Genomic DNA, 25,063 nt, shown 5'->3' on the forward strand with positions numbered 1-25,063 from the left:
GACTCACCCGATCCTCCAATTCGCACCGCACGGAAAGGCCTAGCGCACCGGGTCTCCGGGTTGCCAGTCTTGGCGAGGAGTCCTCGTGAGTGACCGCCGGGACACCGATTGTGCATCGAAGTCCGCAACTCGGACAGTTCAGGCTCGGTCGCTGACGGAGGCACCCCGTGCAGACAGTCGGATCAGCATCCACCCTCGACCTCGCTGCCCGGAAAAGCCCGCTCGACACTCGGATTCCGCCCGGTGCCACCCGGGTCGGCTGGCAGAGCAGATACGTCCGGGCGCTCTACCTCATCGACGCGGTGGCCGGCCTCGGCGCGGCGTCGGCGGCCCTGGTGGTGCGCTTCGGCTCACCCGTGCGGGAGCCGCTGATCGGTGGCTATCTGCTGATGAGCCTGGTGTTCCCGGCGATCTGGATGGCCTGCCTGGCGCTCAATCGCGCGTATGAGACCCGGCACCTGTTCGTGGGCACCGACGAGTACGCCCGGGTATTCCGATCCGGTCTGGCATTGACGGCCGTGCTGGCGATTGTGTCGTTCTCGTTCGACCTCCGCCTGGCCCGGGGATACGTCATTGTCGCGGTGCCGCTGGCGGTGACGGCCAATTTGGCCGCGCGCTATGTGATGCGGCAGCGGCTGCACCGCTCGTGGGCCCGCAGCGAACGGCTCCACCGGGTCATTCTGGTCGGCCACGCGCGGGCCGTCGCCGACATGGCCCGCCGGTTGCGCCGGGAACGGCACCACGGCCTCGGTGTCATCGGCGCGTGCCTGCCGCCGGGTGCGAGCCGCTCCGGCTTCGACGCCGGCATGCCCCCGGTCTACGGCACCTTCGACGGGGTGGCCGCGGCGGTCGGCCGGGCCGGGGCGGACACCGTGGTCGTGCTGGCCTGCCCCGAGATCGACGGCGCCGCGCTGCGCCGGCTCGCCTGGCAGCTGGAACGCGACGACACCGACCTCATCGTGGCCAGCACGCTCGTCGACGTCGCCGGTGACCGCACGACGATCCGCCCGGTCGACGGCCTGCCGATGCTGCATGTGGACCATCCGCGCCTCAAGGGCAGCGCCCGCTTGGTCAAGGCGGTATTCGACCGGGTCGGCGCCCTGACCCTGCTCCTGCTCGGCGCGCCGGTGCTGGCCGTGGTGGCCGCCCTGGTCATGTTCGGCCCCGGCGGCCGTGGCCCGGCGATCTTCCGGCAGGAGCGGGTCGGCAAGGACGGGCGGCTGTTCGTGCTCTACAAGTTCCGCACCATGGTCGTGAACGCCGAGCAGCGCCTCACCCAGCTGCGCGACCTCAACGACACCGACGGCGAGCTGTTCAAGATGCGCGACGACCCGCGGGTCACGCCGGTCGGCCGGTGGTTGCGCCGCCTGTCCCTCGACGAGCTGCCCCAGCTGGTGAACGTGCTGAAGGGCGACATGTCGCTGGTCGGCCCGCGGCCGCCCCTGGCCCGCGAGGTGGCCGGCTACCCGTCCGACATGCTGCGGCGCCTGGTGGTCAAGCCCGGCCTGACCGGGCTGTGGCAGGTGTCCGGCCGCTCCGACCTGTCCTGGGAGGAGTCGATCCGGCTCGACCTGACGTACGTCGAGAACTGGTCGTTGTCCATGGATCTGGCCATCCTGGCCCGGACGGTGAGCGCGGTGGTCCGGAGCTCCGGCGCCTACTGACCCGGTGGGCCGGAAAGAACTGGACGCGCTGAGGCCCGGCCTTGTAGCTTGCAGCCGACCGCGACGACGCCCGAGGAGGTGAGCCCCATGAACGCTGTATCGATGTGGGTGCTCCCGCCGGCCGTCGCGGTCGGGCGATCGACGTAGGTGTCGCCAGGAGCGCCTGACCGACGCTCCCGAAAGGCCACACCCATGTACGACGTTGTCATCGCCGGATGCGGACCGGCCGGCGCCATGCTGGCTGCCGAGCTTCGACTGCACGATGTGCGGGTCCTCGTTCTCGAGAAGGAGACCGAGCCCGCCTCGTTCGTCCGCATCGTCGGCCTGCACATCCGCACCCTCGAGTTGCTGGCCATGCGCGGGCTCCTGGACCGGGTCCTCGAACACGGCCGGCGACGGCCGGCCGCCGGTTTCTTCGCCGCCATCGCCAAGCCCGCGCCGCGAAACCTGGATTCCCGGTACGCCTACCTGGTGGGCATCCCCCAGCCGGTCATCGTGCGCCTGCTCGAGGAGCGGGCAATCGAACTGGGGGCTCAGGTCCGCCACGGTTGCGCGGTGGCCGGTCTCGAGCAGGACGACGAGGGTGTGACGGTCGAGCTGGCCGGCGGCGAACGACTACGCGCCCGCTATCTCGTCGGCTGTGACGGTGGGCGCAGCACGGTGCGCAAACTGGCCGGGATCGGTTTCCCCGGCGAGCCCGCGCGGACCGCGACGCTGATGGGCGAGATGGAAGTGGGCGTGCCGCCGGAGGAGGTCGCCGCCACGATGGCCGAGATCGGCCGGACCGACCGGCGGGTCAGCCTCCAGCCGTTCGGCAACGGCGTCTATCGCGTCATCGTCCCCGCGGCCGGAGCCGGCGACCGTGCGACGCCCACTGTCGAGGACTTCCGGGAACAGTTGCGCACGATCACCGGGACCGATCTCGGCGTGCACTCCCCGCGCTGGCTGTCGCGTTTCTCCGACACCACCCGGCTGGCCGAACGGTATCGGGCCGGGCGCGTGCTGCTGGCCGGCGACGATCAGTCCGACCTCGACGATCACCTCGCGCGCTGGTTCGGGTTGCCCGCCTGATTCCTGCCGGTCCGCTGGGAAGCGTCGACCGACGGCAACCCATCGCGCGTCGGCGCATGCGGCTCTCCTCAGGTGGCCGGCTCGAACAGGACGTCGACCCAGTAGTTGCTGGCTTGCCAGCTCGCGGACGGGAAGCCGCCGCCGGCCCCGTAGCGGTAGACGCCGTTGGGGCCGTCGAGGCCGTCCCGCAAGGCGTGCAGCGGACCGTTGTCGGCGCCGGCGGTGGTGAAGTAGCCACTGTCGGCGGCGTACCGGCCGGCCGGCGCGTAATACGAGACGATGTACGTGGCGCCGGCGCTGATCGGCACCGGCGTGGCGAACGTCGCCGTCTGCCAGCCGGTGGCGCTCTCACCCGTGAACGTGACCGTGCCGAGGCCGGCCCCGGCGGCGCTCCACAGGTGGCCGACGTGCGTACCGGTGTTGCCGCTGCCCTTGTAGAACCGCACGCCGGTCACCAGCCCGGCCACGTCCGACCGGAATTTCGTGCCGACCTCGACGGCGTCGGTGTCCGGCTCGGCCGGGGTGCCGGGCGTCGCCGAGGCGGCCCAGATCGAACAGGGGCAGCCGCTGGGCGCGCTCGCCGCGGTGGTGAACGACCAGGAGGTGGCCGGCAGGACGTTGCCGGCGGCATCCCGCGCGCCGCTGACCGCAACCGTGTACTGAGCCGACGCGGCGAGCTGGGCCGCCGGGGTGAAGGTCACCCGTGAGGTGGCGGCGTCGTAGGCCGTGGCGCCCGCGACAGCGCCGGCCGGACCGGTGAGCGTCACGACGGCGCCGGACACTTGTTCGCTGAAGGTCGCGGTCGCCGCGGTCGTCCGGGCCACGCCGGTGGCGCCGGCCGCCGGGGTCCGCGCGACCACCGCCGGCGCGGTCGTGTCGGGCGTGCCGCCGCCGGGACTGAACATGACGTCGACCCAGTAGTTGGCCGACTCCCAGGCCAGGGTGGGGAAGCCCGGCCCGAAACGGTAGACGCCGTTGGCTCCGTCGGCCCCGTCCCGCGGGGCGTGCAGCGGGGCGTTGTCGTAGCCTCGGGCCGCGAAGTAGGTCGGGTCGGCGGCGTAGCGGCCGTTCGGCGCGTAGTACGACACCACGTACGTCGTGCCAGCGGCCAGCGACACCGGGGTGGACAGGGTGGCCTGCTGCCAGCCGGACGCCGTCTCACCGGTGAAGGTGACGGTCGACAGCAGCGTGCCCGAGGCCGTCCACAGGCGCCCGACGTGGGTGCCGGTGTTGGCCGGGCTCTTGTAGAACCGGATCGCCGTCACCCGGCCGGCCACGTCGGCGCGGAACTTCGTGCCGACCTCGGTGCCGGTGGAGTCGGGGTCCGCGGCGATCCCCGGGGTGGCGCCCGGTCCCCAGAGGCTGCACGGGCACGACCGGGCCCCGACGGTGACGGCCACCGCCGTGTCCGCGCCCACGTTGGCGCTGTCGTCGGTGGCCCGCACCCGGATCGTGGCCGGGCCACTCGCGGTCGGGTTCCACGCGTACGTCCAGGTCGCCCGGCCGGTGGCCGGATGCCAGGTGGCGCCGTTGTCGGTGGACACCTCGACCCCGCCGACCACGCCGCCACCGGCGTCGGTGGCCGTGCCGGCGACGGTCACCGGGGAGCCGGCCTGCACGCTCGCGCCGGCGGCGGGCGCGGTGATGGCGGCGCTCGGACCGGTGGCGTCCGTGGACCGCGTGGCGGCGCTCAGACCGGACTGGAGCGTGGCCGGTTGGGCGCCCAGGTCGGCGAACAGGTTGACGGTGGCCTGGCGCATCGGGGTGCTGGCCGCGCCGGAGCCGCGGTCGTGGGTGCTGTCGAGACCCCACGACCACTGGACCGTCCCGGCCCCGAAGACCAGCGCGCCGCTGGGCGCGCGGTACATCGTGAGGCGGTGGGTGGCGCTGCCGGTCGCGTAGGTCGAGCCGTGGTCCTGCAGGACGTCGAGTCCGCTCGCGGTGGTCGTGGAGAGCCGGATCAGGCCGCGGGGCCGGGCCCCGTTGTCGGCGTCCTCGTCCCACTCGTACCCGACCGTGCCGGTGCCCAGGGTCGCGGTCGCGCCAGCCGCCTGCGTCGCCACCGAGGTGCCGCGCCAGAACCGCATCCGGCCGTCCTCGGCCGGCACCCGCAGGCTCACCGTGCCCGCGTTGACCTTGAAGAGGGTGCCGGTCAGCCCGTTCTCGGGACGGTTGCCGTCGGCCGGTGGGCTGAACCGCGGGTCGCGCCAGGTGCCGGTCCACTCCGCGGCCGGGTCGATCTTGGCATTGGCGTGGGTCTCCTTGTACGACACCAGGGTCCGGTACGGGGTGCCCGAGCCGTCGATCGACGTCTCCCACCGGGTCTTCCAGAACACCTCGTTGCCGCTGAAGAAGGCGAGGTGCACGCCGGCGTCCCGGGCGGCCTCCACGTTGGCCCGCTGCCGCCCCGACCAGTACTCGTCATGGCCGACCGACAGGAACGCCTTGTGGTTGGTCAGCAACGAGCCGCGGGCGTCGGTGTCGACGCCGGCGAGGTAGCTCACGTCGTAGCCGTTGGCCTCGAGCCACCGCACCATCGGGTACTCGGCGTTGAAGACCATGTCCTCCGGGCCGGTCCCGCGCGTGGTGACCGGCCGGTTGTAACTGACCTTGTACGACCGCCCGGCCGGCGACCCGGCGTAGAAACTGTTCCCGCCGTACTGGTTGTAGGCCTGCCAGGTCGTGTCCGAGGTCTGCAGGACCAGGTCGGAGCGGCTGGCGTCATCGCGTACGACGAACACGACCAGGCTCGCGCCCGAGGTGCCGTCGGTGCGGGTCAGCCGGGCGAAGTAGATGCCGGACACCGCCGTCGCGGGCACCGGCCAGGAGGCTGAGACCGCCCAGTTGCCGCAGTCGACCAGCCCGGTCGCCGGGGCGGTGAGGCAGTCCGGCTGGGTCTGCCGCCCGACCGGGTTCACGGTCGTGATCAGCCGGGCCCCGGCCCCGCCGTAGTAGCCCATCCGGTAGATGTCCAGCCGGTACGAGGCGGCCGTGGTCTTCACCTTGAACCGCTGCGTCCCCCCGACGTTGACGCTCATCTCGGTGGCGAAGCCCTGGATCGCCGCGCTGCCCGACCCGGCGACGTCCCACGTCGAGGACGGGGTGCCGGGCTTGCTGTTCTCGCACGCGACCGGATTGACCAGCGGGGCGCACGGATCGGCGGCCCGGGCCGGGGCCGGCACGGACAGGCCGGCCACGACCAGGACGAGCGCGAGAAGGGGCCGCAACGATCGGGGCATGGTGGGTACCGCCTTACCGGGCCGTCGGGACGTTCTCGAGGAGAGCGCTGTGCGGGGGCCGGGGCTCGTCGACCTCGGGCCAGCCGGCCCGCCAGGTGCGGCGCTCGCGCCAGACGGCCGTCCAGTCGACGCCGCGGGCCCGGTCGCGGCCGAGCAGGGTCTTGCCGACCGCGCGCAGGCCGACCCCGGTCGTCATCAGGCCGAGGGCCACGCGGGCACGACCGGGCGACCAGTGCCGCCGGACGTAGGTCGCCTTGCCCCGCAGGATCTTGATGCGCTGGCCCTCGGAGCTGGACGACGCGCCGCCGACGTGGATGACGGCGGCGTCCGGCACCACGACCGGGCTGGCGCCCAGCGCCGCGGCCCGGGTGCAGAGGTCGATGTCGTCGCTGTAGAGGAAGTAGACCGGGTCGAACCCGCCCAGCCGGTCGAACAGGTCGCGCTCGACGAGCATGCAGCAGCCGGAGACGGCCGGCACCTCACGGACGCTGCGGCGGTCGTACCCGGGAAGGCCCTCGGGGTCGAACCAGCCGATGGCCGAGCCCAGGCCGGTGGCGAACCCGACGTAGCCGCGCAGGCTGGGCAGGCCCCAGCAGGAATACCTGTCGTCGGTCCCGTCGGGGTGAAGGGTCCGCCCGGTGTAGATGCCGTGCCGTGGATGGGCCCGGGCGAAACGGAACAGCTCGGCCACGGGGTGCCCGACCGGGGCCGCGTCCGGGTTGAGCAGCAGGACGTAGCGGCCCGTGCCGGCCACCACGCCCCGGTTGACGCCGCGGCCCCAGCCCACGTTGACCGGCAGCCGCACCAGCCGTACCTCCGGGAACTCCGCAGCCACGGCGTCGGCCGAACCGTCGGACGAGGCGTTGTCCACCACCGTGACGTCGAAGCTGACGTCGTCGGTGCGGCTGGCCGACAGCCTCTTCAGCCCGTCCAGCGTGAGCTCGCGGGTGTTGTACGAGACGATGACGACCGAAACGTCGGGACGGCTCATCGGACGGCTCCGCCCCGCAGGCGCCGGCCCGCGCTGCCGGCCAGCAGGCGCACGGCGAAGGGCAGGTCGTCGACCAGGTAGCGGCGCATCAGCCGGCGCGGCTCGAGCCGGAGCCGGTGCACCCATTCCAGGCCGCTGTCCTGCATCCAGCCGGGCGCCCGGGACTGCACCCCGGCGACGAAGCCGATGGCCGCGCCGCAGCCCAGGAACCAGGTGTGCGGCAGACGCGGCCGCAGCCGGGCGATGACGCGCTCCTGCTTGGGAAAGCCGAAGCCGACGAAGACCAGATCCGGGGCGGCGCCGGCGACCTCGTCACAGACCTCGTCGTACTCCTCGGGGCGGGCGTCGAAACCGATCGAGGGGCTGAGATGGCCGGCCCGCTTGAGATCGGGCAACCGCTCGCGCAGGACCTCGTCGGCCCGCTCCGCCGTCCCCGGTTCGCCGCCGAGCAGATACACCGACCGCCCGGCTTCGGCCATCGCGGCGGACAGGCTCCAGATCAGATCCGAGCCCGGAACCCGGGCCGGCAACGGATCGCCGGCCAGGCGCGAGGCCCAAATGAGAGGTTTCCCGTCAGCCACCACAATCTCGGATGCCGCCAGATGTCCCTTCAACTCGGGATCTCGCACGACTCGATGCAGGATGTCCACATTGGGGGTGACTATCTGCCCGCCCCGCCCGCCGGACAACTCCGCCACAACCCGTGCGATCACCTCTTGTTCAGCCAACGGATCAAAATGGACACCGGCCAGGTCGACGGTCTTCCGTTGAGCCACAACGGTTTCCGGGACGCTTCGAGACGCCTGCATGCTCTGGAAGTTACCGACCCGCGACTCTGTGGACGGAGACCCGAATGGCCCTCAGGTGTGTCGAGAACGCGATAGCGGCTCGTCCATTCGACCGGTTGTTGCCGGCCCGCCCGGCCGGAAGCATCACGGTGTGCGAATCAGCGTCATCCTGCCCGCTTTCAACGAGGAAGCCGGCATCGGCCCGACTTTGCGGACATTGACGGGAAACGCCGACGACAACATCGAGATCATCGTGGCGGCCAACGGATGCACCGACCGGACGGCCGAAGTGGCCCGCTCGTTCGGGGTCCGGGTCGTCGAGGTCGGCGCTCCCTCCAAGACGGCCGCGCTCAACGCGGCCGACGAGGTGGCCACCGGCGACGTCCGCGTCTACCTCGACGCCGACGTCCCGGCCGACCCCGGCGTGCTGCGCCGGCTGGCCGACGAGGTGAACCGGCCCGGCATCGAGGCGGCCGTGCCGCGGCCGGCCGTCGACACGTCGGCCAGCACGTGGCCGGTCCGTGCCTTCTACGCGGTGAACAGCCGCCTGCCCGTGTTCCGGGGACGCCTGTTCGGCCGCGGGATCATCGCGGTCTCGTCGCACGCCCGGTCCCGCTTCGTCCGGTTCCCCGAGATCACCGCCGACGACATGTTTCTCGACGCGGTCGTGCCCGACGGCGAGAAGGCCGAGATCGACGTCCCGGTGCGCGTGGTGGCGCCCCGCACGGCCGGCGACCTGATCCGCCGGGTCGCCCGCGCCCGTGACGGCAACGCCGAGTTCGAGCGCTACCTGCGGGCCCACCCGGAGGTCGTCGCCACGCCGGCGACGGCCGACCCGGCATCGTGGTTGCGTGACGTGGTCCTGCGGCGACCGTGGCTGCTGCCCTCGGCCGTCGTCTACGTCACGGTGGTGCTGCTGGCCGAGCGGACGAGGCGCTCGGCCTCCTGGGACGTCCGCTCCGGGTGGGGACGTCCGGCCGTCCCGGTCCCGCGACAGCGGACACCGGCCGACCCCGTGCCCGCGCGCGACACGCCTTGACCACGGTGAGAGGGACAGACCTGTGCGAGTGACAACCACCGACCGGCGCCGCCTGATCGCCGTCGCGGCCGCGGTCACGCTGCTGATCGTGGCGGTGATCGTGGCGCTCGTGGTCAACCGCGGCACGACCGAGACGCCCCGGCCGGCCGCCGCCCCCGCCGCGGCCGAGACGTTCTCCTTCTTCGCCGGCGACGACATCACCGGCGTGCAGACCACCCAGGAGGAGGCGCCGGTCGAGATCGGGCTGCGCTTCTCGTCCCGGAGCGACGGCGTCCTGTCGGCCGTGCGCTTCCTGCGCGCCCACAACGACAGCAGCAGCCACCCGGTGACCGTCTGGAGCGTGCGCGGCGGCAAGAAGCTGGCCGGCGCGACCTCCAGCGCGACCCTCACCGGCTGGCAGGACGTGCCGCTGTCGTCGCCGGTGCCGATCAAGGCCGGTGAGCAGTACGTCGTCTCGTACCAGGCCGACCGTTACCGGGCCAGCACGGGATTCTTCCGCAAACCGGCGCAGGCCGGGCCGCTGAGCGCGGTCGCCGACGCCGGTGTCTTCGCCTACGACAAGGGAACCCTGCCCGCCCTGTCCTATCAGGCCAGCAACTACTGGGTGGACGTCGTCTTCCAGCCGGCGGCGGCGGCGAGCGCGGCGGCGCCGGGCGCGGCGACGCCCTCGTCCGGCGCGGCCGCAGCGGCGGCGCTGAGCCTGCCCCGCATCCCCTGGGAGGGCGGCCCGTCGTATTACAAGTCGTTCGCGCCGGCCCGCAATTCCGGCTGGGACAAGGATTCGTTCTTCCCCGTCGCCGTCTGGTACGAGGGTGTCGGCCGCCAGCAGGAGGTCGACCTCGACAAGAAGATGGGCCTCAACACCTACATCATGCTGACCGGCGATTCGGACCTCGAGCTGATCCGCCGCAACGGGATGTCCGCGATGATCGCCGAGGACCACAAGGACCGGGGCGACGAGAGCGTCGGGTGGGTCCTCGCCGACGAGGCCGACATGTGGGGCGGCGCCGGCGACGGCCGCTGGACCGGCAAGTGGCCCGGTCAGGGCGAGGTCTGCACGCCGAAGGGGTCGGGCTGCGGCAAGGACATCCAGGCGACGCTGCACGGCAAGCTGCCCAAGGACGGCCGCATGGCCTACGCCAACTACGGCAAGGGCGTCATGTTCTGGCAGTCCGACGCGGATGCCGCGAAGCTCGTCAACAGCTACTCCGCCGTCGTGTCCAACGACATCTACTGGTACACCGACGGCAACGTCTGCCGGGCCGACCACGAGGGTCGTGTCCTGGGAGTCAAGGAGGAGTTCTGCCGGCGGGCCGCGAACTACGGGCTGACCGTCGACCGCATGCGCACCCTCGACGCGGCCGACGGCAAACGCCAGCCCGTCTTCAACTTCGTCGAGGTCAGCCACCCCGGCAGCGACGCGGCCCTGCCCACCATCACCGGCGAGCAACTGGCCGGCGCGGTGATGAGCTCGCTGATCCACGAGGCCCGCGGCATCATCTACTTCAATCACAACTTCGGCGGCCCCTGCGTCTCCCAGCATGTCCTGCGGGAGAAGTGCGGTGACGCGGTGCGCCCGGCCGTGACCGAGGTCAACCGGCGCATCACCCGGCTGGCGCCCGTGCTCAACACCCAGTCGTACCAGTGGACGTTCAACCCGGCCCTGGACACCATGCTCAAGGCGCACGACGGGTCGTACTACATCTTCGCGATGCCCGGCCGCGAAGGCGGCACGGGCGAGCAGACCCTGGCGCTGCCGCCCGGTCTGACCGGGGCCCGGGCCGAGGTCATGTTCGAGAACAGAACCGTCCCGATCACCGGCGGCCACCTGCGTGACACCTTCGGTAGTGAGTCTTCCTACCACATCTACCGAGTCGTTCCGTGAGAGCAAACTGAGAGGAAGACGTGGATTTCTGGGATCTCACGAAGGTGTTGCTGCGGCGGTGGTATCTCACCGTGCCGTTCCTGTTGCTGACGGCCTATGCGGCCTATTGGACAGGCTCCACCATCCAGCCCGACTACGTCGCCACGTCGTACGTCCAGGTTGTCCCGCCCACCGCCCCGGAGGAGCCGCAGACCGGGGTACCCAAGAAGAATCCGGGCCCGATCAACCCGTGGCTCTCCCTGGGCTACAACGCCCTGGGTCAGGCTGCCGTGCTGACGGTGCAGGACACCACCGTGCTCGAACAGCTCAAGGCGCAGGGCCTGTCCGACACCGTCCTGATCACCCTCGACGACCAATCGCCCGTGGTGACGATCGAGGCCATCGGCACCACCAAGGAGCAGGCCGCGGCCACCACCGAAGAGGTGGTCAAGCGCCTCGACGTGAGCGTCCGAGAGCTGCAGGCCGAGTACGGGGCCAAGAAGACGAGCTACGCCACGACGCGGCGCCTCGACCAGGGCACCAACATCGTGGAGAAGAACTCCAAGGTCAAGCGGGCGCTGGTCGCCGTCCTCGGGGCCGGTGTGCTGGCCAGTACGGCCGTGACGATCGGGGTGGACGCCCTGCTGCGGCGCCGCTCCCGGCTCAAGGCGGCCCGCGCCGCGGACGACGCCGGGACGACGCCCACCAGCGGCCCACCGGCCGGAACAGCGGTCGTGCCGGTGAGCCCTGCCCCCGTCCCCGCCTCCGCGCCCGCGCCGGCGCCCCGGCCCGCCGGTCGGGAGTACGCGTCCTCCGCGCTCGACGACGAACCCGGGGACCGCACCGTCCAGATCCGGCCGGCCCAGAAGTCCTCCCCGTTACGCATTCCCGGTGAGGCGACGATCGTGCTGCCCACACCCGGCAGCCGGCCGAGCGAGTCCGGCGCCGGGCACAACGGCAAGGACCCGCGGCCTTGACGTCGAGCGCCCACCTCGCCGACTTCGATCCGTCCCTGATCGCCGACCGGACGTATCTCACCCGGCGGCGATTCACGACGGTCGACGCGCCGGCGGTGCTGTCGCTCACGATCGGCCTGCTGACCCTCTTCCCCGCCTATCTCATCGTCCCGGGCCTGACCGACCTCGGACGGCCCGCCCTGATCGGGGCCTTCCTGCTGGGCTGCTGGTGGCTGGTCGCCCGGCTGAGCCCGCGGCTGATGATGGTCGGCCCGCAGCCGGCCCGGTGGATCGCGCTGGTCTACGTCCTGTCGCTCCTGGTGTCGTACGCCGTCGGCTTCCTGCGGGGCTTGACGACGATGGAGATGAACTCGGCGGACCGGGCCATGCTGGGCGCCATCGCGTTCCTCGGCGTCATGCTGATCGCCGCCGACGGCATCCCGAACTGGGCCCGGCTGCAGGGGGTTCTGCGGGTCTTCGTCTGGTGCGCCTGCTTCATGGCCGTCATCGGGCTGGTCCAGGCCCTGCTCTACATCGACCTCACGCAGCGGCTGATGATCCCCGGCCTGCAGCCCAAGGGCTGGATCGTCGGCCTGGAGCTGCGCGGCGGCGGCGTCCGGGTCGCCAGCACCGCGTTCCACTACATCGAGTTCAGCCTCATCATGGTGATGGCCCTGCCGTTCGCCATCCACTTCGCCCGCTTCGCGCCGACCCCGCGGCAACGGCACCTGTTCGCGGTGGCCGCGCTGCTGATCGCCGGCGCGGTACCGGTGACGATGTCCCGCACCGGCTTCCTGGCCCTCGGCGTCGTGCTGGCCGTGCTGGTCCCGGTGTGGGGGTGGCGGTTGCGCTACAACATGCTCGTCATCGGCACTGGTCTGCTGGTCGCGATGGCGGTGGCCAAGCCGAACGTGGCGTCGACGATCTCGGGCATCTTCCTCGACGCCGAGAACGACCCCAGCATCACCGCGCGGACCAAACGGTACGAGATGGTGGGCCACTACTTCTCGCAGACGCCGTGGCTGGGCCGGGGCACCGGCACCTGGGTCTCCCCCCAGTACCAGTACCTCGACAACCAGTGGCTGGGAACGGCCCTGTCCAACGGCGTGGTCGGGGTCGCCGCCCTGGCGACGTTGTACATCGGCGCTGTCTGGCTCGCCGGCCTGGCCCTGCGGCGCACCACCGTGGCCGCGGAGCGGCATCTCTGCGCCTGCCTGATCGCCGTGGCCCTGACCGGCATCCTGGCCAACGCCACCTTCGACGCCCTCGGCTTCAGCACGTACTCCACGGTGCTGGCGCTGATGCTCGGCCTGTGCGGGGCCGTCTGGCGCTTCACCCACCCGGCCCGAGCCGTCCGCACCTCGGCGCCGCTCCGGGCCGACCGATGACCGTGTTTCCTGCCCTTGGCCGCGCGGCCCCCGCCCGGCCGACCCGACGGAGGCCGACGATGCGCATCCTCACCTGCCTGCACACCCTGGAGATCGGTGGCAGCCAGATCAACGCCATCGAGATCGCCGCGAGCGTGGCCCGGCACGGGCACGAGGTGATCATCTACGGCCCGGACGGCGAGCTGCGCCCGATGGTGGCCGGCCTGGGCCTGGAGTTCGTGCCGGCCCCGCCGAAGGGTGAACCGCCGTCCCGGCGCAACGTGGCTGCCATCGCCGAGGTCGTGCGCGGGCGCGACATCGACCTGGTCCACGCGTACGAGTGGGCACCCACCCTGGAATCGGCCTATGGCGCCTATCTGCGCGATGGGGTGCCGCTCGTCTCCACCGTCCTGTCCATGGAGGTGCCGGCCTGGGTGCCCAGGCACCTGCCGCTGATCGTGGGAACCCACGAGATCGCCGAGCGCGAGCGTGGCCTGCGTCCCGATGTCCACGTCATCGAGCCGCCCGTCGACACCGAGGCCAACGCCCCGGTCGCCGACAACCGGCAGGCCCGCAAGAACCTGGGCCTGGCCGACGACGAGATCGCCGTGGTGTCGGTGTCCCGGCTGGCCGCGGCGCTCAAGCTGGAAGGTCTGCTGGCTGCGACCCGCGCGGTGGGGGCGCTCGACCCGGCGTTGCGGGTCCGGCTCCTCATCGTCGGGGACGGCCCCTGCCGCGCCGAGATCCAGGCCGCCGCGGACGAGGTGAACGCCCATCGCGGCGCGGAGGTGGTGACGCTGACCGGGGCGATGCTCGATCCGCACGACGCGTACGCCGCCGCCGACCTCATGATCGGCATGGGCATGTCCGCGCTGCGCTCGATGTCCTTCGCCAAGCCCCTGATCGTGCAGGGTGAAGCCGGCTTCTGGCTCACGCTGACGCCGGCAACGCTGCCGGTCTTCCTCGAGCAGGGCTTCTACGGCGTCGGCGACGGCTCGGACGGCACCCCGGCCGTGACCGCGGCGCTCGACGAGCTCAGCCGTGACCGGGCCCGCTGGGCCGGGCTGGGCGAGCTGGGCCGGTCGGTGGTCGTCGACCGGTTCAGCCTGGCAGCCGCGGCGCAGCGCCAACTCGACATCTACACGGACGCTGTGCGCCGTCCCGCCGGCCGGCTCCGCCGAGCGGCGGCGCTGGCTCATCCGACGGCGCACCTGATCAATTTCAAAGCTCACCTGGCGCGTCAGCGCCGGGCGCGATAGGAACCTCATGGCCACGGCTCACAAGGTCAAGCGGGCGCTCGCCTGGAGCACCGTCAACAACGTCGTCCTGCGCGTCAGCAACCTGGCCGTGGGCATTCTGCTCGCCCGGCTCCTGTCGCCCGAGGAGTTCGGTGTCTTCGCGGTGGCGATGACGGCCCTCGCGATCGTCATGGCGCTCGCCGATCTGGGCATGAGCGCCGACATCGTCCGGCACGGCGTCCAGGGGCGAGCCGGCACGGTCACCACCATCTCGATGGTCACCAGCGCGCTGCTCACCGCCGGCATGTGGCTCGCCGCCGGTCCGGTGTCGGACGCCATGGGCAGCCCGCAGGCGGCGCCGGTCGTCCGGGTCATGTCGCTGACGCTGCTGCTCAGCGGCCTGTCGGTGGTGCCCTACGCGATCATGCAGAGGGAGTACCGGCAGTCGGCCCAGATGGGTCTCGACACGACCAGCTTCGTGCTCGGCACGGCCCTGACCGTCGGCTTCGTCCTGCTCGGCATGGGCGCGATGGCCCTGGCCCTGTCCCGGGTCATCGCCCAGGCGGTCGTGACGGTGTTCCAGTTCATCCTCACGCGCACCCGGCCGGTCTTCGGGTTCGACCGCGGCGTCACCGGTCAGCTTCTCGTCTTCGGGGTTCCGCTGGCCGCGGCCAACGTGCTGTCCTGGGTCGTCATGAACGCCGGGCACCTGACCGTGGGAGCCGTGGCCGGCACGGTGATGCTCGGTCTCTACACCCTCGCCTTCAACATCTCGACGTGGCCGATGAGCGCGCTCGGCATGGCCATCCGGGTCGTCGCGCTGCCCGCTTTCGCCGGCACCCGGGACGACGCCCGCCGAGCCGACGGGTTCGTGGCGGCCGCGGCCCTCACCTGGGGTGTGGCTCTGCTCGTCGGGGTGGGCCTGTCCGCGCTCGCCCCCGTGATCGTCCCTCTGCTGTACGGCGAACGCTGGTCACCGGCCGCCGCCGCCCTGGCCGGGCTGGCGGTCTTCGGCGCCCTCCGGGTGCTCTTCGACCTGATCGCGACGTTCCTCATCGCGGTCGGCGCTAGCCGCCCGGTCCTGGTCGTCCAGGCCGTCTGGCTCGTCGTCCTCCTGCCCGCGGTCATCGTCGGCCAGCGCGAGTTCGGACTGGCCGGCACCGGCTGGGCCCAGGTGATCGTCTGCGCGGTTCTGGTGCTGCCGCTCTACGCCGTCTTCCTGCGCCGCCATCACGTGCCGCTCGGCACCTTCGCCCTGCGCCTGCTGGCCCCCGCGCTGCTCGCCGTGCCCGCCGTCCTGGCCGGGCGATGGGCGGTCACCGTCGTTTCCGGCGCGTTCCCGCGTCTGCTGCTGGGCGGCGCCGTCACCGCGGCCGTCTACGTCGTCCCGTTGCTGCCGTGGCTGCGACGCCGGCTCGCCGAGTTGCGCGGGATCGCGAGCGACCCGGCGGTCACCACCGAGATCGACCAAGCGGCGCTCGCCGTCGCGGCGAAGGGTTGAGATGAACAAGCTACGTGCCCGGACAGTTGTGGCGCCGCCGCGGAGCGAGGCGTCCACCCGCACGACGGCCCGGGTGTCGGTCGTGATCCCGACCTACAACTACGGTCGGTTTCTGCCGTCGAGCGTCGGCAGTGTTCTCGCCCAGGAGGGCGTCGAGGTCGAGGTCGTCGTGGTCGACGACTGCTCCACCGACGACAGCCGCGCCGTGGCCCGGGAGCTGGCCCACGGCGACGATCGGGTGATCGTGGTGGAGAACCCGGCGAACCACGGGCCCTGCGCCGCCTTCAACGACGGGCTGGAGCGGGCCACCGGCGAGTTCGTCGTGCGCCTCGACGCCGACGACCTGCTGACGCCGGGCAGCCTCGCACGCGCCGTACGGGTCTTCGACACCTTCCCCGACGTCGGGCTCGTCTACGGCCATCCCGTCCACTTCCACAGCGACAACCCGCCGGCTGCGCGCACGGAGGCCACCGGCTGGACGGTGTGGGCCGGCGAGGACTGGCTCGCCGAGCGCTGCCGGACCGGCGTCAACTGCATCACCACACCCGAGGCGGTCGTGCGGGCGAGCGTCTACGCCGAGGTCGGCCCCTGGGACACCCGGATGCGCTACGCGTGCGACATGGAGGCCTGGATGCGGGTGTCGGCAGTCGCCGACGTGGCCCGTATCGAGGGCGCCGACCAGGCCCTGCACCGCGAGCACTCGGCCAGCCTGAGCGTCAACGCCGGCTCGGGGCGCCTGCTCGACCTGCGCGAGAGGCGGGTCGCCTTCGACGCCGTCTTCGAGGGACCGGGCGGCAAGCTGGCGCAGGCCACGCAGCTGCACGAGCGGGCTCGGCGGGCTCTGGCCACCGAGGCCCTCGAGGCCTGCTATCACGCCTACGACCGCAGGCTCACCGGCGTCGAGCCGATCGACGAGTACGTGGCCTTCGCGCTCGAGACCTATCCGGCGGCGCGCGAGCTGAAGGACTGGCGGCGGCTCGAGGCCCGGCGGCGGCTCGGGCCTCGCCTGTCCCCCGTCGTGCCGACGTTCTTCGCCTGGGAGGTCTACCGGCGGCTGCGCAACGACGCGAACTACCGCCGGTGGATCGAGCGAGGGGTCTAGGACTTTCCCTGGAGCAGCGGCTGATAGAAGGCCGTCAGGTCTTCGCGCAGGTTGGCCGGTGAGTATCGGGAGAGCACCTGCCGCGACGCGATCTCGCCCTTCTTGGCCAGCAACGCGGCATCGGTGGCGCACGCGTCCTCGACGGCGCGGGCCAGGGCCAGCAGATCGCCGTCGGCCACCGGCGAGCAGTGCGCCGCGTCGAAGAACTCCCGGCCGGCCAGACCGGGATAGCCCACCACGTAGGACCCGCAGGCCATCGCCTCGGCCGGTGGCAATCCGAAGCCCTCACGGTCGCTGAAGCTGAGGAAGATGGCGCTGTCGCGCATGATGTCGGCGGTCTCGTTCTCGGTGCGGCCGCTGATCGCCGTCAGCTCCCAGTCGCGCAGCACCCCCCGCGACCGCAGGATGTGCAGCAGCTGTTCACGCTCGGCCTGGCGGCGGTGCGGGACGTAGGCGATGCGGCGGCGGCGCGGGCCGGACGCCGGGAAGAACACCCGGTCGTCGATGACGTTGCGGGTCAGGTGCACCGGGATCTCGGGGAACGCGTACCGCAGCAGGTCGGCGTTGTCCTCGGAGACAGCCAGCACCGCGGACGGCCGTGGGCTCGCGTACGGCGCCCCGGCCGGTGTGGTGCCGTACGGAACCGCGTCGAACGTGTCGTAGGCCCGCTGGTTGAAGACCACGAGGCGTGGCTCGCCGGGCGCCCGGTGCAGCGTCGGGCCGTACCACTCGGGCACGACCAGCACGTCGCGCGGGCCGGGCGTCACGTCGGCGGCCGCCGCGACCGCGGTGTCGTTCGCGAACCAGGCGCATCGGAAGCCCGCCTTCTCGTGCACGACTGTCGCGGGCAATCCCAGCTCGTTGAGCAGGTCGACATGGCGATAGATGACACGTACGCCACCGCTCGGAGCGCTGCCGTGCGGCGCCAGATAGTACGCAGTGGGCCGGGACGCGGTGGGCGCACCGGCGCGGAAGTCGGGAACCTGGCGGATCCGCAGATCCGTGCTGCGCCGGTAGGCGGCGACGGCTCGGCGGATCGGCTCTGTTACGCGCTCCTTCACCTCAGGAGTAAAGCAATCGGCGCGGCCGGGTCACACCGTCCAAAGAGGCAGGAGGACCGGCCGGTCGGCGGGACCACCTCACGCGCCGCATCGCGGAGAATGCGGGGAGCCCACCGGAGAAGGAGAGACCGTCCGATGGTCAGGCTGCTCTACAGCTTTCCGCACGTGCTCGATCGGCCCGGCATCGCGTTGACCGCGCTGAGCCAGATCCGTGGCGTCGCGGCCCTCGGCGCCGACGTCACGCTCTTCTGCGCGTCCGTGGGCTCGGCCGTTCTGCCGGCGAGCGTCCGGGTCCATGAGACGCTCGCCCTCGCGGGCCGGCGCATCCCGCACCGGGCCCTCGGCGTGCAGCGGGCGTACACGCTGCACGATCGCCTCACGGCCTGGTGGCTACGCGGGCATGCGGGTGACGTCGACGTGGTGCACGCCTGGCCGCGCGGTTGCCTGCATACGCTTCGGGCGGCCGCCGCCGCCGGGATCCCGGCACTGCGGGAGTCGCCGAACGCCCACACCGCCAGCGTCTTCCGCGAATCCGAGGCGGCCGTCCGGCACGCGGGGGTGAGACTTCGCGGCGACCACTCGCACGCGTCCGACCACGCCGTCCTGGACCGCGAGATCGCGGAGTACCTGAGCGCCACCCGCGTGCTGGTGCCCTCGTCGTACGCGTGGCGGGAGTTCGTCCGCGAAGGCTTTCCCGAGGACCGTCTCCTCCGGCATCGTTACGGCTGCGACGTACAGGCCTTCGCGCCCAGACCGGCGCAGCGTCCGGCCGACCGGCCGTTCACCGCCGCCTTCGTCGGTCGCGGCGACGCCACCAAGGGCCTGCACGTGGCCCTGGCGGCCTGGCGGGCGGCCGGGCTCGACAACGCCGAACTGCTCGTCGCCGGACGCGTCGAGGACGACTACGCCGACGTTCTGCGCGACGGGCTGGCCGATCCGAGCGTGCGCGTTCTCGGCTTCGTGTCGGACGTGCCGTCGCTGCTGGCCCGGGCCGACGTCCTGCTGCTGCCGTCGTGGACCGAGGGCAGCGCCCTGGTCACCCTGGAGGCCCAGGCCAGCGGCTGTGTCCCCCTGGTCAGTACGGCGTGCGGCCCGCTCGGCCGGCCCGGCCTGGACTACCTGGAGCACGACGTCGCGGACGTCGCGACGCTCGCCGGCCAGCTCACGATGCTGCACCGCGACCCCGCGGAACTCGCACGGCTCTCGGCCCGCGGCACGGCGCAACGCTCGTTCCTGTCCTGGGACGAGGCCGGCCGCGCGCTGCTCGACTGCTACCGCCAGGTCATCTGACGACGGCCGGGGACCACGCGTCGGGAACGAGAACCTCGGGCCGGCCGCCGCCGTCGGCCGGCACGCGCCACACGTCGCTCGTGGCGGCGCCGTTGCCGGCCGTGCGGGGCAGGCCGTACAGGACCGTGGTGTCGTCCAGCCACTCGGCCTGGTCGTCGACGCTGCGGGTCTCGGCCAGCAGCGTCTCCTCGCCGGTACGCAGGTCGTGGACGGCCAGGCGCCACCTGCCGGGGGCCAGGTCGCCGTGCTTCTTGTAGGCGATGCGCGTGCCGTCGGGCGACAGCGACGGGCACTCCACGTCGGCGTGCAGCGCGCTGACCGTACGTCGTCTCAGGCTGCCCTCGACCAGCCACGTCCGGCCCCCGGAGGCGGCGGTGGCGTAGAACTTGTCGTCGTCGGCGAAGGTGACGCCCCACAGATTCCGGTCGGCCGCCTTGACCACCTTGCCGTCGACGACCAGCTGGAACTTCTCCAGGTCGCCGACCACGTCGCCGTCCGTGCGGGTCACCACCGTACGCGTCGAGAACTGCCCGGGATCGGCGTAGGAGTCGCCGTGGACGAACGTGGTGGTGGCGACCAGCGAGCCGTCGCGGGACAGCCGGGCCCGGCTGGGCAGGCCGGTCAGCGGCAACTCGCGGGCCGGTCGCCAGGAGCTGTCGAGCAGCCGGGAGTGGTAGGTGGTGACCAGCCCGCGGTCCGCGAAGAGGCAGACCGCGTCCCCGGCGGTGGCGTGCACCCGCTCGCAGGACGCCGGGGTGAAGGTCCGGGGGCCGTCCGGCGCCGACAGGGGCACGACCGCCACCTTGCCGTAGCCGTCGCCCAGCGCGGTGCTGCGGAAGACCAGATGCGGCCGGGCACGCAGCGACGTGAGGTCACCGCCCTGCGCGACGACGGGCGCCGCGGCCCGGGTCCGGGCCTGGCCCTGCCGCTCGTTCCAGACGAACCCGCCGGCCCCGAGCCCGGCGACGACCAGGATCGCGGCGAACACGAGGACGCGGAGCCGGGCGTTCACCGGTCGCTCCCGCGCAGCAGCCAGGCCGCCACCGGGACGGCCGCCGTCAGCAGCGCCGCGAACAGCAGAAGCGAGCGGCCGGGACCCTGAACCGTCCACAGCAGCCCGAACAGCAGCGAGGCGGCGAAGCGGGTCAGCGCCACCACGGTCTGGGCGGCCGCGATGCCGCTGCCGCGCGCCTCGGGCAGGACCAGCCGGCCGATCAGCGCCGGCAGCACCCCGTCGGTCGCCGCGTAGAAGACCCCGAGCAGCACCAGGACACCGACGGTGAGCGCGGGACCGCCGGCCGGCCAGGCCGCCAGCAGGTAGCAGCAGAGCAGAGCGCCGTGCCCGGCCACGAGCACCCGGGCCCGTCCCACCCGGTCGGCCACCCGGCCCAGCGGCACGGCCAGCGCCAGATAGGCGACGTTCGTGCCGACGTACAGCAGGGGGAAGTAGACCGCGGCCAGGTTGTCGCGCTCCTGCAGGGACAGGTAGAGGAAGCCGTCCCCGACGGTCAGCAGGCCGAGCACGCCCGCGGCCAGCAGCGGGCGCCGCAGTCGCCGGCCGGACACCTCGCGCAGGGCCAGGCGCAGCCCGATCCGGGCGGCCCCGCCGGCGGTCCGCAGGTTCGGCACGAACAGGACCAGGACAGCGACCCCGACGACCGCGAACGCGAACGACACCACGAAGATCGAGTCGTAGCTGCCGGGCACACTGGCCAGCAGGGCGAACGCCACCAGAGGGCCCAGGGCGGCGCCGACCGTGTCCAAGGCCCGGTGTACGCCGAACGAGCGGCCGAGCAGGGCCGGGTCGGACGCCTCGACGATCAGCGCGTCGCGCGGGGCCGTCCGCAGGCCCTTGCCCAGCCGGTCGGCCGTCACCACCGCGGTGATCGCGGCGAACCCGGCCGCGGGCAGCAGGGCCAGGCGGCTGAGCGCGGACACCCCGTACCCGAGGACCGCGATCCACTTGGGCTGCCCGCCACGGTCGCCGGCGAAGCCGCCGGCGATCCGGACGACCGCGCTGACGCCCTGGTACATGCCGTCCAGGAAGCCGTACGCGAAGAGGCTGAGGCCGACCGACGCGGTGAGGTACAGCGGCAGCACCGACGCCACCATCTCGGAGGAGACGTCGGTCAGCAGGCTCACCGTGCCCAGCAGGAACACGGTCGACGACACCCGCCGCAGCGCGCGGCCGGACCGGTCCTCGTCCGATCCGGGCCGGTCGCGCAGGGATACGTACACGGTTGCTCCGGCCGCTCAGCCGGCCGGCGTGAAGACGACGTCGACCCAGTAGTTGTGGCCGACCGCGGTGCCCGGGAACGTGCTGCCGTACGCGTACCGGCCGCCGTTGGCCACCGACCTCAGCGGGGCCCGCACCACCGGCGCGGAGAGCCCGCCGACGTCGACGGCGTAGTGGCCGTTGGGCGCCGAGTACGAGACGACGTACTGCGTTCCGGCGGTGATCGTGATCGGGTCGTCGAAGAGCATGGTCTGCCAGCCGGCGCCGGACTCGCTGATGAAGCCGCCGCTGGTGATCGGGGCGCCGCCGGCCGACCACAGGGTGGCCGTGTGCGGGCCGCTGTTGCCGGCGCCCTTGTAGAAGCGCACCCCGTCGACCCGGCCGGCCACGTCCGAGGTGAAGGCCAGGCCGACCTCGATCTCGTCCGGGTCGTTCCAGCTCGGATTGGCCGGCGTGGCCGAGGGTGCGAAGACGGTCGTCGCGCCGGCCGGGACGACCGGCTGGGTGGGCGCCGGGTCGGCGACGAACATGACGTCGACCCAGTAGTTGCTGCCCGACCACGAGGTCTCGGGGAACGTGTCCGAGCCGTAAGCGTAGACGCCCGCGCCGGCCGGCGTGCTCAGCGGCCCGGTCGTGCGGGCCGCCTCGAAGTAGCCGTCGTCAGCGGCGTAGTGCCCCCGCGAGGCGAAGTACGAGGCGGTGTAGGTCGCGCCCGCTGTCACCTTCACCGGCGTCGCGAACCAGACCTCCTGCCAGCCGTCGGCCGATTCGCTGACGAAGGTCGCCGACGTCATCCGGGAGCCGGCCGACGACCACAGGCTGCCGGAATGCGTCCCGCCGTTGCCCGGCCCCTTGTAGAAGCGGACGCCGGACACTGTCCCGGAGACCTGCGGGGTGAACCGCACGCCGAGCGTGACCGGCGCCGCCTCGTCGACCGCGGGTTGCGGCGGGACGTCGGTGGCCGCGAACAGGCTCGCGACCGTGGTGGAGCCCGGATCGGTGTGGAAGGACCAGGTCTCGGCCTCGGGCAGGGCGTTGCCGTCGGTGTCGGTCGCGGTCACCGAGACGGTCAGCTTCTGCCCGGCCGGCAGCGCCGCCGCGGGCACGAAGGTCGCCTTCCGGGTGGCCGGGTCGAGGGCGGCCGAGCCGGCCACCGATCCGCCCACCGGGCCCGCGGCGCCGGTCACGGTGAACTGGACCGTGGAGGCGTCGACCGCCTTGTTGAAGGTGACCGCCGGATGCGCCGAGACGGGCACGTAGCGGGCGTTCGGCTTGGGCGACACGGCCGACACCCCTGGCGCCGTCCGCGCCAGCGAGTCGTAGACCACGTCGACGAAGTAGTTGGTCTTCTCGTACGACTCCTTTGGGAACTCGCCGATCGGACCGTGCACGCCGATCGGCGCGGTCAGCGGCGACGCTCCGTGGGCGCCGTAGGCGAACGCCCACGCCTGAGCCGCGTAGCGCCCCTGAGGCGCGCTGTAGGAGGCGACGTAGGTGCGGCCGGCGACGACGGGCACGGGCGAGGGGAACAGCAGCGTCTGCCATCCGGTCGCGGTCTCGTCGTCGAACGTGCCCGAAGCCATCAGCTCGCCGTCGGCCGACCAGAGCGTGCCGACGTGGGCGCCCGTGTTCCCGGCGCCCTTGTAGAAGCGCACGCCCTTGACGAAGCCGTCGGCCTGCGGGACGACCTTGACACCGAGCTCGGCGGCCGCGGCGTCGGCGGCCGCGGGCACGGCCGGCACCCGGGCGCCGAACAGGCTGGCCGAGCCGGTCAGCGTCACCGTCCGGGCGGCGACCGGCCCGGTGACGGCGCTGTCGTCGGTGGCCCGGGCCTTGACGGTCACCGCGCCGTCGCCGGTCACGTTCCCGGCGTACGAGAAGGTCGTGGTGCCCGAGGCCGGGTGCCAGGTGGCGCCGTTGTCGAGCGAGACCTCCACGCCGGCCACCACGCCGCCGCCGGTGTCGCTCGCGGTGCCCGAGACGGTGACCTTCGCGCCGTTGGCGGCCGAGGCGGTGGCCGTGGGCGACGTGATGGCCACCGCCGGCCCGGTGGTGTCGGTCGATTCCGTCGCCGGGTGCAGCGTGCCCATCAGGGTGGCCGGCTGCACGCCCATGTCCGCGAACAGGTTCACCACCGCCTGCTGCATCCGCTCATCCGCCGGTTCGGCCTGCCCGGGCGCGCTGTCGTGCTCGGCGTCGAGCCCCCAGGCGTACTGGACCGTCCCGGCGCCGAAGACCAGCGCCTCGCTCGGGGCCCGGTAGAGGGTCAGGTGATGGGTGGTCGTGCCGGCCTTGACCTCCTTGCCGAAGTCCTGCAGGTATTCCGGGGTCGGGCCGGTCGTCGTGGACAGGCGGATCAGGCCGGCCGGGCGGAAGCCGTTGTCCACGTCCTCGTCGGACTCGTAGCCGACGGTGTGCGGGGCCAGGGTCAGAGTCTCCCCGGCATCCTGGCCGGCCGCGTCCGTGTGCCGCCAGAACCGGTTGCGGCCCTGCGCGGCCGGCACGGCCAGGGTCAGGTCGTCGCTGTTGGCCATGAACAGCGTGCCGGTCAGGGCGTTCTCCGGCAGCCCGCCACCCTGCGAGGGCGGGCTGAACCGCGGGTCGCGCCAGGTGGCCGTGGACTCCTCGGAGCTGTCGTCGCTCTTGGTGCCGTCCCAGGTCTCCTTGTAGCAGACCAGGGTCCGGTGGGACTCCCCGGCGCCGTCCTTGCTGTTCTCCCAGCGGGTCCGCCAGTACACCTCGTTGCCGCTGAAGAACGCGAGATGGGTGCCGGCGTCCCGGGCGGCCTCGACGGAGGCGCGCTCGGCGCCCGACCAGTACTCGTCGTGGCCGACCGACAGGAAGATGTCGTGGTCGGCGATGCGGTCGCCGTCCCGGTCGGCGTCGACGTCGGTGGTGTAGCTGACGTCGTACCCGTTGCGTTCCAGGAAGCGGATCATCGGGTACTCGTTGCTGAAGAGGAAATCACGGCCCCAGAACGCGTCCCGGGTGGCGAACGGCCGGTTGTAGCTCACCTTGGTGGCCCGCCCGCCCGGCCCGCCGTAGAAATTCGATCCCCCGTACGAGTTGTAGGCCTGCCACGTCGCGTCGGAGGTCTTGAACAGCACCCGGGACTGCCCGGCGTCGTCGCGGACGACGAACGTGATGTGGCTGGCCCGTTGCGTGTCGTCCGTGCGGGTGAGCTTGGCGAGATAGACGCCCGACACGGCTGTGGCCGGCACCGGCCAGCTCGCCGATTCGGCCCAGGTCCCGCAGTCGTAGATCTGCGTCTCGTCGTCGGTGACGCAGGGCGTCTCCTCGTTCTGGGCGGGGAAGGCGCCGTCCAGCGTCGTGATCCGGCGCGCCCCGGCGCCCCCGTAATAGCCCAGCCGGTAGATGGCGATGGTGTAGGCGTGCTCGGCCCGCACCTTGAAGTGGACGGTCTCGCCGGCGTCGGCGCTGATGTCGGTGGCGAAGCCCTGGATCGAGCCGTCACCGGCGCCGTGCACCTCCCACTCGTCGGAGGACGTTCCGGTCTCGGCGTTCTCGCACACCACGGGGTTCGCCGAGCAGTCGGCGGCCGCCGCGCCGGCGGTGCCGGCCAGCGCGGTGGCGGTGAGGACCAGGCTGACGGCCGCGGCCGTCAGCACCCGGCTCCGGCGGAACCCCGTGATCAT

Annotated in this window: 17 protein-coding genes; 10 read left to right on the forward strand and 7 right to left on the reverse strand. The window is 72.3% G+C overall.

Annotated elements, in window-relative coordinates; translation table 11 throughout:
• The first annotated feature begins 167 nt into the window (after positions 1-167).
• Positions 168-1,664: a sugar transferase gene (locus HJC40_RS20760; protein ID WP_250002919.1), complete on the forward strand. Its 1,497-nt coding sequence runs from the start codon at positions 168-170 to the stop codon at positions 1,662-1,664.
• Between the two features lie 192 nt (positions 1,665-1,856).
• Positions 1,857-2,735 carry an FAD-dependent monooxygenase gene (locus HJC40_RS20765; RefSeq protein ID WP_308200922.1) on the forward strand — a complete coding sequence of 293 codons (879 nt, stop codon included), beginning with the start codon at positions 1,857-1,859 and terminating at the stop codon, positions 2,733-2,735.
• A 68-nt stretch (positions 2,736-2,803) separates the two neighbouring features.
• Here the strand turns inward: HJC40_RS20765 and HJC40_RS20770 are convergent, their stop codons facing one another.
• The 3 genes from HJC40_RS20770 to HJC40_RS20780 are packed head-to-tail and all read right to left on the reverse strand — an operon-like array spanning position 2,804 to position 7,774.
• Positions 2,804-5,974 (reverse strand): N,N-dimethylformamidase beta subunit family domain-containing protein, encoded by a 3,171-nt coding sequence (locus HJC40_RS20770; protein WP_250002920.1) that lies wholly within the window; start codon positions 5,972-5,974, stop codon positions 2,804-2,806.
• 13 nt (positions 5,975-5,987) lie between these two features.
• Positions 5,988-6,965: a glycosyltransferase family 2 protein gene (locus tag HJC40_RS20775; RefSeq protein ID WP_250002921.1), complete on the reverse strand. Its 978-nt coding sequence runs from the start codon at positions 6,963-6,965 to the stop codon at positions 5,988-5,990.
• Positions 6,962-7,774, reverse strand: coding sequence for a WecB/TagA/CpsF family glycosyltransferase (locus tag HJC40_RS20780; protein WP_250002922.1), 813 nt, complete (start codon positions 7,772-7,774; stop codon positions 6,962-6,964). The genes HJC40_RS20775 and HJC40_RS20780 overlap by 4 nt, the downstream gene beginning before the upstream one ends.
• A gap of 130 nt (positions 7,775-7,904) precedes the next feature.
• Between HJC40_RS20780 and HJC40_RS20785 the strand changes: the two genes are divergently transcribed.
• The 7 genes from HJC40_RS20785 to HJC40_RS20815 are packed head-to-tail and all read left to right on the forward strand — an operon-like array spanning position 7,905 to position 16,820.
• Entirely contained in the window at positions 7,905-8,792 is an 888-nt protein-coding gene (locus HJC40_RS20785; protein ID WP_250002923.1) for a glycosyltransferase, read from the forward strand.
• A 22-nt stretch (positions 8,793-8,814) separates the two neighbouring features.
• Positions 8,815-10,677: a DUF4082 domain-containing protein gene (locus HJC40_RS20790; protein ID WP_250002924.1), complete on the forward strand. Its 1,863-nt coding sequence runs from the start codon at positions 8,815-8,817 to the stop codon at positions 10,675-10,677.
• Between the two features lie 20 nt (positions 10,678-10,697).
• Entirely contained in the window at positions 10,698-11,633 is a 936-nt protein-coding gene (locus tag HJC40_RS20795; RefSeq protein WP_250002925.1) for a hypothetical protein, read from the forward strand.
• Complete coding sequence (locus HJC40_RS20800; protein WP_250002926.1) at positions 11,630-13,000, forward strand: O-antigen ligase; 1,371 nt, start codon at positions 11,630-11,632, stop codon at positions 12,998-13,000. Before HJC40_RS20795 ends, HJC40_RS20800 begins: the two co-directional genes overlap by 4 nt.
• 59 nt (positions 13,001-13,059) lie before the next feature.
• Complete coding sequence (locus tag HJC40_RS20805) at positions 13,060-14,238, forward strand: glycosyltransferase (RefSeq protein ID WP_250002927.1); 1,179 nt, start codon at positions 13,060-13,062, stop codon at positions 14,236-14,238.
• Positions 14,239-14,245: 7 nt separating this feature from the next.
• Positions 14,246-15,718 carry an oligosaccharide flippase family protein gene (locus HJC40_RS20810; RefSeq protein ID WP_250002928.1) on the forward strand — a complete coding sequence of 491 codons (1,473 nt, stop codon included), beginning with the start codon at positions 14,246-14,248 and terminating at the stop codon, positions 15,716-15,718.
• Position 15,719: 1 nt separating this feature from the next.
• Complete coding sequence (locus HJC40_RS20815; protein WP_250002929.1) at positions 15,720-16,820, forward strand: glycosyltransferase family 2 protein; 1,101 nt, start codon at positions 15,720-15,722, stop codon at positions 16,818-16,820.
• Here HJC40_RS20815 and HJC40_RS20820 read toward each other — a convergent pair.
• Positions 16,817-17,881, reverse strand: coding sequence for a glycosyltransferase (locus HJC40_RS20820; RefSeq protein WP_250002930.1), 1,065 nt, complete (start codon positions 17,879-17,881; stop codon positions 16,817-16,819). The genes HJC40_RS20815 and HJC40_RS20820 overlap by 4 nt on opposite strands.
• Positions 17,882-18,016: 135 nt before the next feature.
• On the opposite strand from HJC40_RS20820, the gene HJC40_RS20825 reads away from it, so the two are divergent.
• On the forward strand, positions 18,017-19,171 hold the full coding sequence (locus tag HJC40_RS20825) for a glycosyltransferase family 4 protein (RefSeq protein ID WP_250002931.1): 1,155 nt from the start codon (positions 18,017-18,019) through the stop codon (positions 19,169-19,171).
• On the opposite strand, the gene HJC40_RS20830 is transcribed toward HJC40_RS20825, so the two are convergent.
• From HJC40_RS20830 to HJC40_RS20840, 3 genes are read right to left on the reverse strand one after another with little or no spacing between them, the layout of a single operon-like run.
• On the reverse strand, positions 19,164-20,183 hold the full coding sequence (locus HJC40_RS20830) for a hypothetical protein (protein WP_250002932.1): 1,020 nt from the start codon (positions 20,181-20,183) through the stop codon (positions 19,164-19,166). The genes HJC40_RS20825 and HJC40_RS20830 overlap by 8 nt on opposite strands.
• The gene (locus HJC40_RS20835; RefSeq protein ID WP_250002933.1) at positions 20,180-21,409 is read right to left on the reverse strand and encodes an MFS transporter; all 1,230 of its coding nucleotides are present in this window, start codon (positions 21,407-21,409) and stop codon (positions 20,180-20,182) included. The genes HJC40_RS20830 and HJC40_RS20835 overlap by 4 nt, the downstream gene beginning before the upstream one ends.
• 15 nt (positions 21,410-21,424) lie before the next feature.
• Positions 21,425-25,063, reverse strand: coding sequence for a DUF4082 domain-containing protein (locus HJC40_RS20840; protein WP_250002934.1), 3,639 nt, complete (start codon positions 25,061-25,063; stop codon positions 21,425-21,427).

The organism is Actinoplanes sp. M2I2 (assembly GCF_023544445.1).
Taxonomy (GTDB): Bacteria; Actinomycetota; Actinomycetes; order Mycobacteriales; family Micromonosporaceae; genus Actinoplanes.

Excerpts from the sequence above, each read along its gene's own strand:
- HJC40_RS20765 (WP_308200922.1), top strand. The coding sequence starts at position 1,857 with ATGTACGACGTTGTCATCGCCGGATGCGGACCGGCCGGCGCCATGCTG.
- HJC40_RS20770 (WP_250002920.1), bottom strand. The coding sequence starts at position 5,974 with ATGCCCCGATCGTTGCGGCCCCTTCTCGCGCTCGTCCTGGTCGTGGCC.
- HJC40_RS20775 (WP_250002921.1), bottom strand. The coding sequence starts at position 6,965 with ATGAGCCGTCCCGACGTTTCGGTCGTCATCGTCTCGTACAACACCCGC.
- HJC40_RS20780 (WP_250002922.1), bottom strand. The coding sequence starts at position 7,774 with ATGCAGGCGTCTCGAAGCGTCCCGGAAACCGTTGTGGCTCAACGGAAG.
- HJC40_RS20805 (WP_250002927.1), top strand. The coding sequence starts at position 13,060 with ATGCGCATCCTCACCTGCCTGCACACCCTGGAGATCGGTGGCAGCCAG.
- HJC40_RS20810 (WP_250002928.1), top strand. The coding sequence starts at position 14,246 with ATGGCCACGGCTCACAAGGTCAAGCGGGCGCTCGCCTGGAGCACCGTC.
- HJC40_RS20815 (WP_250002929.1), top strand. The coding sequence starts at position 15,720 with ATGAACAAGCTACGTGCCCGGACAGTTGTGGCGCCGCCGCGGAGCGAG.
- HJC40_RS20825 (WP_250002931.1), top strand. The coding sequence starts at position 18,017 with ATGGTCAGGCTGCTCTACAGCTTTCCGCACGTGCTCGATCGGCCCGGC.
- HJC40_RS20840 (WP_250002934.1), bottom strand. The coding sequence starts at position 25,063 with ATGATCACGGGGTTCCGCCGGAGCCGGGTGCTGACGGCCGCGGCCGTC.